Below are 12,992 nucleotides of genomic sequence, written 5' to 3' on the forward strand. Positions count from 1 at the left end.
GCCGCGTCCTTTGCCATACTAAGATCTCAATTGGGAGGTAGCGCATGTTTTTAGCTCGTACGTTTTTTAAGGCATTATGGGTGGTAGCCTTAATACCTATGTCCCTATGGGCATCGGAACCTTCTGATATGCAACAAAAGCCATCTCTATCTGCTTTGACTTGGGTGAAACAAGCCGAGTCAGAAGTCGGGGTGGTTTCTCACACCAGCGAGCTTGCAAACATCTACGAGTTTTTTTCTTTTTCACCGATCTGGCATGATTATCGTGCTAAAGATGAATTAGAAACGCAGATCAACATTATTTCTCTTGCAGGACTGAGCGAAGATTTTGAATGGCGCGCGCTTATGCTGCGTGATCTCAGATCGAGTGGCGACTGGCGAGCTTACGATGTGTTTGCCACCGACAGTTTATTGGCATTGACCCGCTATATCGACGGCATTCCAGAGCATGGGAAAAGCTGGTTCTTCGGCACTGATATTACTGACGACTTACCGCCACCAACACTGACCAAAATCAATGGCCTTGTCGCAGCGGGAAGTCGCAATCAACTTTTCGATTATGTGTTTAAACTGCGCCCTGATACGCCACAATATCGCGAAATGGCGAAAGCCATTGTTAAGCTTCAGGACGTAGAGCAACGTTATTGGCCAAAATTGGCGCAAGGCGGGCTGATCCGACCGGGTAAAAAACTCGATGACGCAGACAGTCTGATCACCAGTTTGGAAAGACACGGGGTGTTGAGCACTATGGATGCTCAGCGGTTAAAGATCGCACAAGTGAGCGACTACGACGCCACGATGGTAGGTGCGGTAAAGCGATTTCAGGCTCGTCACGGTTTGAAAGAAGATGGCGTGATAGGCAATAAAACCCGTCAATGGTTGAATAAATCGGTGAATACACGCATCCAAATTCTTGCGTTGAATATGGAACGTTTGCGCTTGTGGCCAACCGAAAGAAACAAGATCATTCTGGTGAATATTCCCAATTACGAAATGGAATTGTGGATAGACAGCGAACTTGTGCTCGACAGTAAAGTGGTGGTTGGGCGTCCAAGTAGAAGAACCCCATTGTTTGATTCGCGCTTGGATTCCGTTGTGTTCAATCCTAGCTGGAATGTCCCTGTGACCATTATGCGCAAAGACATTCTTCCTAAGGCGCGTCAAGATAACGAGTATTTGTCCAAGCACAGCTACACCGTATTAAGCGGCTGGGTAAATGGTGATGTGATCCCTCATAGCGATATTGACTGGGAAAATATCACGGACAGAAATTTCCCTTATCGTTTACAGCAATCTCCGGGCGACTTTAATGCACTGGGGCGCTACAAATTTAACACCCCTAATGGCAATGCTATCTACCTGCACGACACGCCTGCGAAGAGTTTATTCAATAAAGAGAGAAGGGCGTTCAGTTCGGGATGTATTCGAGTTCAAAAAGCGGAGACCTTAGCGCAGGTATTGTTGAGTCGTTCTGGTTTGGAGTTTGGCGATTATGACTACTACCGTCAGCATCTCGAAACCAAATGGGTGACGCTGAGACAAAAAGTCGCCGTTCACACCATCTATCAAACCGCGTGGGTGAATGGGGAAGGGAACGTAGAGTTTCGCAGTGATGTTTATCATTATGATGCACGACCAAAACGCACCCTTACTGCACTAGGGACTGTCGCCGCCAATACCCCAACCTTCTAATTCCGCATTTTTGTTTAGATTAGGTCTTTACGCCCAAGTTACGTGAGGTTGCTTGGGTAGAAATAGAGACCTACGCCACAATTACATATTTTTACATATTGCTGACAAAGATAAAAAAACACATAAATTCATCATGAAGAGGTGGTTTTTACAGCGGTTCGCTCATTTTAGAGACAGGTGACCGTTTGATTCATTGATCAACTCCCGTTAAATTCCAGCTTGTTTAAAGCGCCGTTAGCTGCAACTTCAAAGCAGTGGGCGACTTATTTTTGAATTTATATTTTGGGAAATAGTTGGTTTTTATGGACGGTTTGGATACCCAACGTCGCCGCTTTTTGCTGGGTGGTGCGGCGTGTATGGTAGCGGCTGCGCTACCGAAAAATGCTCTTGCTCTGCCTTTTACTGATGGCGAACGTCGCGTTCTATCAATGACAAGCATAAACACCGGTGAACACCTGAATGTTTGCTATTTTAACGGCCAAATGTATTTGCCGAATGAGCTGAACGAACTCAACAATTTGTGCCGCGATCATCGTCGAAATGTCTCAACGGAGATGGACAAGAAACTGTATGACCAATTAACGGCCATTTATCAAAAAGTAGGGGCTAAGCATCCTATTAGTATGGTGTCAGGTTATCGTTCACCAGCCACGAATGAAATGCTACGCAAAAATGGCGGCGGTCAGGCGAAGAAAAGCTACCACATGACTGGGCAAGCTATCGATTTTCATATTGAAGGCGTGCCATTGGCAAAAATTCGTGATGCTGCACTTTCACTGAAAGCTGGTGGTGTTGGCTATTACCCCAACAGTGGCTTCATCCATATTGATACTGGCCCAGTAAGAACGTGGTAATGATTGCAAAAATTCGACTTTGAGCGTTAAGACACTTGATGTGAAAAGACAATTGATATGAAAAGGGCGCAGCTTTCGAGCTAGCGCCCTTTTTGTTTTTATGCGGCTAAACCGGACTAGGCTGTCGGTTTGATTGGTTCTGTTGACCAAGTTCTGTGGATTGTTGCGCGTTGTTAGTGCGCATGTAGCGTTGACGCTTCTTCTCTTTGAGCTTGGTCATGTCGACCATGACTAAGCCATCAATACAATCGGCAAAATCGGGGTCGACGCCGAAATCAAGAAACTGCACGCCGCCCGCCTCACAAAGCTCGCTGTACTGTTTGTACAATGTCGGAATACTGGTGCCGAGGTTATCGAGCAATACCTTCAGTGTTTTTAAATCTTGCTGATAGTCATTTCCACAGAAGTGATTGAGTAATTCATGTTCTTTTTGGCTGTCCATACTAAATGGATGCTTTGAGCGCGCCACGTCAGCCGTCGCACCAAAATAGGTACGATAGAAAAAGATCAGTAGCTCTTTCGCGGGTTGCGGCATGGCATTACTGATGGTGACAGGGCCAAACAAATAGCGATAGTGGGGATGCTTAGAGAGGAATGCGCCAATGCCAAGCCATAAGTACTCTAAGCTGCGTTTACCCCAGTACTTGGGTTGAACAAAGCTTCGTCCAAGTTCCAAACCAGCATTCAGGTAGGGAGTCATGCCTTCGTCGTAGTTGAACAAACTATGGGTGTATAGCGACTGAATACCCTGCTGAGCGATGACTGCTTGCGTATCGCAGAAGCGATAAGCACCAACGATATCCATGCTCGCGGGGTCCCAAAGAACCAAATGGAAGTAGTGTTCATCGTGTTTGTCGATATCACGGCGCTGTCCCGTCCCTTCACCAACGGCGCGAAATGCCACTTCACGCAATCGACCGATTTCGCGCATCACTGACGATTCGTTTTTGTAGCGATAGAGATAAATGATCTTTCCATCGGGTGTGACGCCTAATTGCTCTGAGTCTTGTAGCTCTTGTTGCAGTGCCAGAGGGTTTTCCGGTGAGGCAATGGCTGACTCTGTAGGGAATTGTCCCGCTTTCCCTTTCGCGATCTGGTAAAGGTGTTTCTTGATGAGCTTGACCCGCGTTTTCATCGGTAGGTTGCGACTGGCGTGATAGCTGGCAAAGGGGATGGACTCCCCAATGGTGAAGGTGATGTGGCTATTTCGCTGACCAAACATTTCGTTGACTAATAGCAGCGTCGAGAGTGGTTTATAAACCATTGACGCGCCATAAAACATAGCGGAATTTTTGCCATCCACATGTATCGGTAAAATAGGGGCTTTGGCTTTGGTCGCCATTCTCAAAAAACCGTTTTGCCAATCAATGTCTTTCACGCCAGTAGGGCCAAATCGAGACACTTCACCCGCAGGAAATATAATGATCGCGCCATCTTTGTTTAGCCACTCATCAATGCTTCGTAAATTTTCCTTTGGTGTCTTGCCTGACATGTTGTTCACGGGGAGCAGGCAATTGTGCAGCGGCTTTATTTGCATTAACAGGTTGTTGGCTACCGCTTTAACATCGGGGCGAATTTCTCTGACTAACTTGAGCAATGCTAATCCATCAAGCGAACCAATTGGGTGGTTAGCGATGATCACAACACGTCCAGTTCGGGGAATATGTTCTTTTTCTCGGTCGCTCGTGAAGTAGCTAAAACGAAAGTAGTCCAGTACTTGTTCGACAAATTCGAAGCCTTTCAGGTACGGGTACTTGTCGGCAAAATCATGAAACGCTTGCTGGTGGAGCAACTTATGCAGCGTTGAGGACACGGGCTTTGCTAACCAAGGCTTCTGCGCCAGATTCGGATAATGGTGCGTGATAACTTCATCAATATTGAACATAGTATTCCTAAAATGACGTTTTCCAATCTTGGTGGTTAAGCGGCTTCTGAGTCACTGTCTTCAGAACTACCGTTCTTAGAAACAGGTTCGCCAAAGCCAATGCTTTCAGAGGGTATTGAAATGGAAGATGGGTCGACAAAGGCCTTGGTTTCCGCAACCAATTCTGGCTTTTCGGTCCATCGAATCAACTGCATTGTGCCGTCGTGTTGTTCAAGCAGTGCCGTACAGTTTTCAATCCAATCTCCATCATTGAGATATAGCGTCCCGTTAATGTCTTTCATGCCAGGGTGATGGATATGGCCACACACCACGGCATCGGCGCCTTTTCTCTGTGCGAACTGAATTGCAGCGTTCTCAAAGCGGGAAATGGCGACATTCGCAGATTGGACTTTTGATTTGATATAAGACGCTAACGACCAGTACGAGAAGCCCATTCTTCGTCTTAACCTTGCCCACCATCGGTTGAGGAATAGCAAAAAATCATACCCAACGTATCCGGCTAACTCAGTGAGACGACTGTGGCAAACGGCGTTGTCAAACTCATCGCCATGCAGGGCAATAATGCGTTTGCCTGTGACAGACTCATGGAGGTACTTTGAATGAACTTCGATGCGTCCAAAGTCGAAAGATAGGTAATCACGAATAGCGGCATCATGGTTGCCGGGTACATAGATTAAGCGGCTACCTGAGTGGGCGCGTTGAATCAGTAAAGAGAGGACTTCACTGTGCGATTCTGGCCAATGTCGGTTTGATTTCATGGAATGAAAATCAACGATGTCGCCCACAAGAATAATGGTTTGAGCCTCATGGCGCTGAAGAAAATCGAGGAGGTATTTTGCTTTGCAATCTTTGTTGCCTAAGTGAAGATCTGAGATCCACAGGGTACGCACTGAGATTGAATTCATAGCTTTCCATCTAATAGTCAAAACGCGTGATGTACAAAAGCTAAGCTACGGCGTAAAGATGAAAAACTGTTGTCATTCCCGTGACATGACGATGTCGGCTGGTTGACAAAGAGATGACACCGCGAGTGTTAAATGCGAGTGGGGTGGGATGACAACATTAAAATTGAGGAAATAGCGTGGTATGCTTTGCGCGTTTTCGCATTTATACGGATTGTATTATGGCTTTGAAGTTTGAGATTGTTCCTGTTACCGCTTATCAGCAAAACTGTTCCATCATCTGGTGTGATAAAACCAACGAAGCAGCATTGGTTGATCCCGGTGGCGATGTGGCTGCATTGATTGCAAAAGTTGATCAGTTGGGCGTTAAGGTCACCAAAGTGTTGTTGACTCATGGTCACCTAGACCATGTGGGTGGAACGGTTGATATTTCGGAAGCGTATAAAGTGCCAGTGATCGGTCCTGAAAAGCAGGATGCGTTTTGGCTTCAAGGTTTACCGAAACAAAGTGAAATGTTTGGTTTTGCGCGCACAGAGGCATTTGAGCCAACTCAATGGCTAAATGACGGCGACACGGTAACAATCGGTGAAAGCACGCTGAACGTGATTCACACGCCAGGGCATACACCTGGACATGTTTGCTTCGTTAGTGAAGATGATCGTATGGCATGGGTGGGTGACGTACTGTTTAATGGAAGCATTGGTCGTACTGATTTCCCTAAAGGTGACCACGCGACACTGATCAGCTCAATCAAAGAGAAATTGTTCCCTCTTGGTAATGATATTCGCTTTGTTCCTGGTCATGGTCCAACGTCAACGTTTGGTGTTGAGCGTCAGCAAAACCCTTATGTAGCTGACAATATGCCAATTTGGTAAAGAGCTGACTCTTTACTCTGTTTTCTCTGCGGGATGCCGTCCCGCAGATGCTAAATACTGGCGCGTCAATCCGACAAAATCCTCTAACGGCCTGTCCAACAAATCTTCACTGACAAACACGTCATACCCCAACAACTCTCTTGTGTATTTCATGCGGTTTGCCAGCATGGCGACCAACCCTTTGTAGACCTTACCACTTGCTCCTACATACGGCGTGTCATCGAACATCATGTCTTCGAGTTTGGTTTTACGTTCAGTTTCAGCACGTCGATAGGCGGTCAGCAATATACCGCGTTGTTCCATAATGATGTGGCTAGCGAGGCGGAAACTGATGCCGTCTAACAGTGGCTCGTAGTCTTTCAGCTTTATTCCTATCCAAGGCATAGGCTGGTGCCAGCCTTGCGTAGAAACAGAAGGGATGCCGATTTCCCGAATATCTCGCCATTTTACACTCCACCCTCCTTTCGGTGTGTGATGCTGAATGTGCATATCGGAAAGCGAGAAGGAGAGACGTTGTTGATCGATGATACGCGCAATGTAAAAGCCCAAACCGCTAAGAAGGCACACGCCTAGCAACGCAGGAATAGCGTTGACTTGTGGGTTAATGATGACGAGCGTCAACACAATCATGACGAGTACGATGACCGCAATGGAGAAATATTTTCCGAGCTGTTGGTGTGGCGGATAAATCAGCAACTGCTTGTTCACTTCTTTGGCGGTCCTTCTATTCGATACATAATCAAAGCATAGTGCGATCACTCCGTTAACATAACACTCGAATGATGCCTCCGTCATGCAAAGAGGAGCTGTTTATCTTTCAAACAAAATAACAAGAACTTTCCGACACTTGGCTCAACTTTCGTCCGAAAACACGGTTAGCGCTATAAAACCTATGAGGATTTTGGTATAAAACGCGCTTTGTTTTTCACCCTGCTGTATCAGGGGATGCTTAACGCAGTGCATCGGAGTAGGACGATTTAATGAAGATCTCTCATAAACGTAAAGTTCAAGGCAAACTTCAAAAACACATTAAAGCTGTGAAATCGGCTTCAGTGGCGTCTGTGAAGAAAGAAAAGCCAGTGAAAGCCGTTGCAGCGGCAAAACCGGCTGTTGAGCCAAAAACTGAAACAGCACCTAAAGTTGTGGCGAGTACTTCTCTGACTCCGAAACAACAGCAGGTTCTGGATATTGTCCGCCAAAATGCTGAAGGTATTAACCCTAAAGGTATTGGTCTGGCTGCAGGTCAGGAAGAAGCGAAAGCGGCTTCATGGGCAAGTGCGGCACTGAAGAAACTGGCAGAAGAAGGCGTGGTTGAACGCCTACAAGTGGGTAGCAAAGTGCTCTACAAAGCGCTTTAATTTCTCCACCGCTTCATAAAGTTTTGAACCAGCTTTCGAGCTGGTTTTTTTGTAGGCAAAATTCGCTAAAAATTACATCAGTGTTAACGTGCTGTAGCCGTTAATGGTGGTGTTTTTGCTTTGGAATAATGAATCGCCGATCAACGCCAAACTTCTGGTTTATTTGCGAGTTTAGTCGCGAAAAACACATATAGTGAGTGGTAATTTGAATGTGCCTAGTTTGTTTGATACGCCTGTTTAGTCACCCAGCAAGGGTTCAATAACAGCATGTATTGTCTTCCGTTTGAGTCTTTCATTGGGGCGAATAACTCTTCCAAATGAAGGAGAGGTTGAAGGCTGTCAGCGCAGACAAGCGGGTAGCATTTGAATGCAAATTGGATTGAAAACAAAGCAGCAGGATTTGCTATGACTGGATATGTTGGTGGAACGGAGCATCATCTTAGTGGTGTAATCAACTTTGATTATACGCACTTTCTCTGTGAGTCTAGCCGTGAGAGTTGGACTTTTTCTCAAGCACTCATGGTGCAAGTATCACGCTGGCGTCGTCGCGCCGCTATCGAGCCTGATAACGATAGTCGCGTATTTCCTAGCGAGGCGTTTGCTTCGGCGGTGAGCCATTCACTCTCTTCATTGTACAGCGATGTTTCTAACCTGATCACCTTGATCGAAGAGGCAAAGAAACAGCACATTGAGGCGTTGAATATCATGCTACCTTACGCTCTTGATGAGAGTGAACTGGATAAAATTCGCCGTAAAACTCACGTTAAAATTATACAGTTGGAAGAAGAGCGAGACGTGCTGCAAGTTCAACTGCTCTAGGTGGAGCGGTTATCAGTGCTGCTCAATTAAACGCCATTTTTCGATATGCCGACACGCGAACAGTTAGCGGGGGACGGTGAATGGACGAAAAATGGCGTGAAGCCTCATTCTATTTCGATTGTTCTCGCCTTCGTTCGCCTAGTTCGCCTAGTTCGCCTTCGCCGACGCGTTTACAGTGTTACTCCTCTGGCAATAAGATACACCGCCGCCGCACCCGCTATCAGCACACCGATCAGAATATACCGATTTCTTCCTTTAAACGCGGGTTCGCCATTTTCATGTTTCGTATACAGATAAAATACGATGCCGGGCAGATACAAAAGCGTTGCAAGCAGCAGATGATGTAAGCCGGACGCATACAGTAACCACACGCCATAAAATGTGGCCAGTGCTGCGATTAAACGCACTCGGGTGCTATTGAGTTCAGATCGTGACAACTTAAGCAGATAAGCCGCCACCAACAAATACGGCACCAAGATCATCTCAGACGCGACCGTTAACAGATCGTCATAACCCCCGCCAATCACATACATGAATATCAGGCACAACTGAACAACGATACTTGTCAGCCAAACTGAATTTGTGGGCGCACCATTGCTATTGGTTTTCGCAAAGCACTTGGGGAACATCCCATCTTTCGCCGCGGTATAAGGGGTTTCTGTCGCGAGTAGTGTCCAGCTAAGATATGCGCCACACACTGAGATAATCAAGCCTGCGCCGATGATCACAACACCCACTTTACCAATGAGCGCCTCAAGAATCTTAGCGGTTGATGGGTTAGGGTACTTAGCCAGTTCAGGCGTTGAAACGACCCCCATTGCAAGCAAGGTGACTGACACATATAAGAACAAGCAGGTTAATAGTCCGAGTATGGTAGCGCGTCCGACATCCTTACGATTTTGTGCCCGGCTGGATACCACCACAGCACCTTCTACGCCGATAAACACCCAGACAGTGATTAACATGGTTTGTTTAACCTGATCAAACAAACTGGGTTCGTTAGCCATGGTGACGCCACTGAAGTCGAAGGTGAACGTATGCCATTTGAAGGCAAAGAGGGCAGCGACGATAAAAATGATAATCGGGATCAGTTTGGCGACGGTGGTGACATAGTTCACGATGGCAGCGGTTTGCACGCCACGAAGCACCAAAGTATGGACGAGCCAGATAAGCACAGAGGACAACCCAATGGATAGCAAGGTGTTGCCATTGCCAAACAGTGTCATTGAGCTGGTGTCGAAGAATAAACCCAAGGTGCTAAATACGATGACGAGATAAGAAACGTTCGCCACCGCGGCGCTTAGCCAATAGCCCCACGCTGAAAAGAACCCACATAGATCGCCAAACCCTGCCTGCGCATAACCAAATACGCCACCTGAAACCTCAGGTTTATTCATCGTCAATTCTTGAAATGTGAGCGCAAGGCAGACCATACCAAACCCTGTTATTGCCCATCCCAGTGTCACCGCAGCAGGGCTAGCAACGACTGCCATGTTTTGCGGCAAACTAAAAACACCTGCGCCGATCATTGAACCAATGACAAGTGCTGTAAGCGCTTTTAAATCTAACTTATTACTCAAAATAGCTGCCCATACGATCAATCTAAGAAGTTGATAATGAAGTGGATGAGTATAGTTAACAAAATCGATGGTTTATTTGTTCAGAAATGGGATTTGAAAATATTGGAGGCGATTGAAGCGTCGGAAGTTATAGAAATGTCGAGTGAATAAAACAAGGGGTTGCGGCATTCAAAGTAATTCCCCTTTGAACGCCGCTAGGCAGTGTTCTTTGGTTTCACAATTGGATCAGTGCAGGTGCTCAGAAAATCCATTGATGACGAAACCTTGCGCTTCAGTATTTGGTTCACCCGAATCTATACAGTGCTGTGGCAAAACGGCATTGTGAAACTCTTCGTATTCGCCAAAAGCGATCACAGCGGAAGACGTATCGGACGCCATCGCTTTCTTCATCAATGCAATCGCATCATGCGTAGATGTTGGCCTCGCAATACGGATTTGGGATGCCTGAATACCAGCCTGCTGAAAAAGAGATAAACAAAAACGAGACGGCGGGGCAATCAAGGTGATCCACTTTTGGCTCTCACTGAATGACTTCAGTACGCGAAGTAAGTAAGCCAACTCACTCATATTGTTTTGGTAAACGTTGACCGAAACCAATCTCCCATTTGTATTACCTTCCTGTGAAAAGGCATTAGAATCAGTGTGACGATAGCTTTTTGCACCCGCAGCAAGACGAGCATAATGCTCACGTACGACGGGACGTGACATTGACTGATGAGGTACTGAATGGGGAGTTGCATACGAGTGTTTCATCTCAATTTCCTGTATGTTTATCCAATACTGTATGTGTATACAGTAGTTATAATTTACACAAAAAACAATAGGGAATGAGAAAACATCGAGACGGTGATCACGAATATGAGCGACTTGATCCTCACAAATTGGCTTTCTATTGATGACATCACATGCTGTTCTTCAGCGCGTTAATGCTTTTCAACCACAGTTCAAATTCAAAACACTCCACTGAAACAGCGCCATCCAGCCTATAAATTCCTGTTGAATAAGCACCTTGAAGTTGTTTGGGTATATGATAAGAGCCACAGTAAGTATTTTTTAGAGAGCTGAAGATGGATCAGGAATTTTGGCATAGCCGCTGGGCAGAGAATCGCATTGGCTTCCACCTTACCGATACTAACCCTGCATTAGTGAAACATTGGAATGCGCTTAAACCACAACGAAATGAAGCGGTGTTTGTGCCAATGTGCGGTAAGTCGGTCGATCTCAGTTGGCTTGCCTGCAAACACAATGAAGTTGTTGGCGTTGAATTGAGTGAAATTGCGGTACGCGCATTTTTCTCTGAACATCTATATACGCCATTGGTAACGGCAATCAGCCCAATCATGAAGCTGTATCAGTTTGATGAAGTCTCTATCTACAGTGGTGATTACTTCTCTGCACCTTTGGCTCAATATCCACTGATCTATGATCGAGCGGCATTGATTGCTATGCCAGATGACCTTCGTCAGCAGTATGTCGAGCGCTTGCTCTCGTTGCTAAAACCTGGAGGTCGTATTTTATTGGTCACTTTGGATTATCCTCAGGCTCAAATGGATGGGCCTCCATTTAGTGTGACTGCAGACGACGTGCATTCATTGTTTGAGGGATACAAGATCACCCGCCTTGATCGTGATGAAAACAGCGATCGACCGCCAAAGGGCAAAGCGGCAAGTCATTTTGTGGAAGAGGTGTGGCTCATCGAATCCGAGTAAGCGTGGCTATCGCTTGTCTTTCTTAGTGAATCAACAAAAAAAACGCCACCCATTTAGGTGGCGTGTGTTGTTACAACGCTTGTCGATGAAAAAACTACAACTCGACTTTAACCGCAGAAGCAGTAGTGATTGCTTTGCTGATCGCAGCATCAATGGTGTTATCACACGCCAGTGCAACACCCAGTCGACGCTGCCCATCAATGTCCGGCTTACCAAACAGACGTATTTGTGAATCTTGTTGACGAAGTGCCTGAGTCAATCCATTAAAACCAATGTTGCTAGACGTGCCTTGGCCCAAAATCACAGCGGATGCGGAAGGACCGAACTGTCTGATCGTGTTTATCGGCAATCCAAGAAAAGCGCGAACATGCAGCGCAAACTCAGATAGATCTTGAGAGATCAAAGTCACCATGCCGGTGTCGTGTGGGCGAGGGGAGACTTCACTGAACAACACTTCATCACCTTTCACAAACAGTTCCACGCCAAACAAGCCATAGCCACCCAATGCGCCCACCACTTTTCTGGCAACATCTTCGGCTGCTGCACGAGCTTTATCGCTCATTGCCTGTGGTTGCCATGATTCACGGTAATCACCGTCTTCTTGGCGATGTCCAATAGGCGCGCAGAAATGAATCCCGTCTATCGCGCTAATGGTGAGAAGCGTGATTTCATAATCAAATTCAACAAAGCCTTCGATGATGACGCGTCCCGCACCTGCGCGGCCACCTTCTTGAGCGTACGCCCAAGATGTCTCGATGTCAGCATCGGTTTTAATGACACTTTGCCCTTTGCCCGAGGAGCTCATGACTGGCTTAATCACACATGGCATGCCTACAGATTCCACCGCACTTTTGAATGCGTCGAATGTATCTGCAAAGGCATAAGGGGAGGTTGCAACGCCAAGATCTTCCGCGGCAAGACGGCGAATACCTTCGCGGTTCATGGTCAGTTGGGTAGCGCGGGCAGTCGGGATGACGTTCAATCCCTCTTTTTCAAGCTCAACAAGGCGGTCTGTCGCAATGGCTTCAATCTCAGGTACCACAAAGTCTGGTTTTTCCTGTGCAATGATGGCTGCGAGCGCGTCGCCATCAAGCATATCGACAACATGGCTGCGATGGGCGACTTGCATCGCGGGTGCATCAGCGTATCGGTCACACGCGATGACTTCAATGCCAAGACGTTGACACTCAATGGCCACTTCCTTACCTAATTCGCCAGACCCTAATAGCAAAACACGCGTTGCGCCCGGACGAGTAGCAGTTCCAAACATGATTATCTTCCAACAATGCAATTAACTGCTGGTGATTTTACCTTAAGCA

General features: G+C 46.6%; 12 protein-coding genes. 6 read left to right on the forward strand and 6 right to left on the reverse strand.

Annotated features, from left to right (window positions below; genetic code table 11):
- The first annotated feature begins 44 nt into the window (after nt 1–44).
- Both Q365_RS0114900 and Q365_RS0114905 read left to right on the forward strand, forming a co-directional pair.
- Nucleotides 45–1,691, forward strand: coding sequence for a L,D-transpeptidase family protein (locus Q365_RS0114900; protein WP_028024098.1), 1,647 nt, complete (start codon nt 45–47; stop codon nt 1,689–1,691).
- A 302-nt stretch (nt 1,692–1,993) separates the two neighbouring features.
- Nucleotides 1,994–2,545 (forward strand): DUF882 domain-containing protein, encoded by a 552-nt coding sequence (locus Q365_RS0114905; protein ID WP_028024099.1) that lies wholly within the window; start codon nt 1,994–1,996, stop codon nt 2,543–2,545.
- A 106-nt stretch (nt 2,546–2,651) separates the two neighbouring features.
- On the opposite strand, the gene Q365_RS0114910 is transcribed toward Q365_RS0114905, so the two are convergent.
- Nucleotides 2,652–4,430, reverse strand: coding sequence for a GNAT family N-acyltransferase (locus Q365_RS0114910; RefSeq protein ID WP_028024100.1), 1,779 nt, complete (start codon nt 4,428–4,430; stop codon nt 2,652–2,654).
- A gap of 35 nt (nt 4,431–4,465) precedes the next feature.
- The gene (locus Q365_RS0114915; RefSeq protein WP_028024101.1) at nt 4,466–5,335 is read right to left on the reverse strand and encodes a UDP-2,3-diacylglucosamine diphosphatase; all 870 of its coding nucleotides are present in this window, start codon (nt 5,333–5,335) and stop codon (nt 4,466–4,468) included.
- Nucleotides 5,336–5,553: 218 nt separating this feature from the next.
- Between Q365_RS0114915 and Q365_RS0114920 the strand changes: the two genes are divergently transcribed.
- Nucleotides 5,554–6,207: an MBL fold metallo-hydrolase gene (locus Q365_RS0114920; protein WP_028024102.1), complete on the forward strand. Its 654-nt coding sequence runs from the start codon at nt 5,554–5,556 to the stop codon at nt 6,205–6,207.
- A 12-nt stretch (nt 6,208–6,219) separates the two neighbouring features.
- On the opposite strand, the gene Q365_RS0114925 is transcribed toward Q365_RS0114920, so the two are convergent.
- Nucleotides 6,220–6,915 (reverse strand): DUF2982 domain-containing protein, encoded by a 696-nt coding sequence (locus tag Q365_RS0114925; RefSeq protein WP_028024103.1) that lies wholly within the window; start codon nt 6,913–6,915, stop codon nt 6,220–6,222.
- A 272-nt stretch (nt 6,916–7,187) separates the two neighbouring features.
- On the opposite strand from Q365_RS0114925, the gene Q365_RS0114930 reads away from it, so the two are divergent.
- On the forward strand, nt 7,188–7,565 hold the full coding sequence (locus Q365_RS0114930; protein ID WP_028024104.1) for a hypothetical protein: 378 nt from the start codon (nt 7,188–7,190) through the stop codon (nt 7,563–7,565).
- A gap of 405 nt (nt 7,566–7,970) precedes the next feature.
- On the forward strand, nt 7,971–8,384 hold the full coding sequence (locus Q365_RS0114935) for a hypothetical protein (RefSeq protein WP_028024105.1): 414 nt from the start codon (nt 7,971–7,973) through the stop codon (nt 8,382–8,384).
- A 170-nt stretch (nt 8,385–8,554) separates the two neighbouring features.
- Here the strand turns inward: Q365_RS0114935 and Q365_RS0114940 are convergent, their stop codons facing one another.
- On the reverse strand, nt 8,555–9,964 hold the full coding sequence (locus tag Q365_RS0114940) for a basic amino acid/polyamine antiporter (RefSeq protein ID WP_028024106.1): 1,410 nt from the start codon (nt 9,962–9,964) through the stop codon (nt 8,555–8,557).
- Between the two features lie 225 nt (nt 9,965–10,189).
- Nucleotides 10,190–10,717: a SulA-like leucine-rich domain-containing protein gene (locus tag Q365_RS0114950; protein WP_028024107.1), complete on the reverse strand. Its 528-nt coding sequence runs from the start codon at nt 10,715–10,717 to the stop codon at nt 10,190–10,192.
- 314 nt (nt 10,718–11,031) lie between these two features.
- On the opposite strand from Q365_RS0114950, the gene Q365_RS0114955 reads away from it, so the two are divergent.
- Nucleotides 11,032–11,673: a thiopurine S-methyltransferase gene (locus Q365_RS0114955; protein WP_028024108.1), complete on the forward strand. Its 642-nt coding sequence runs from the start codon at nt 11,032–11,034 to the stop codon at nt 11,671–11,673.
- 94 nt (nt 11,674–11,767) lie between these two features.
- Here the strand turns inward: Q365_RS0114955 and purT are convergent, their stop codons facing one another.
- Nucleotides 11,768–12,943, reverse strand: a complete 1,176-nt coding sequence (gene purT / locus Q365_RS0114960; protein WP_035025103.1) for a formate-dependent phosphoribosylglycinamide formyltransferase — start codon at nt 12,941–12,943, stop codon at nt 11,768–11,770.
- Between the last annotated feature and the right edge of the window lie 49 nt (nt 12,944–12,992).

The sequence above is a fragment of the Enterovibrio calviensis DSM 14347 genome (assembly GCF_000621165.1).
Lineage (GTDB): Bacteria > Pseudomonadota > Gammaproteobacteria > Enterobacterales > Vibrionaceae > Enterovibrio > Enterovibrio calviensis.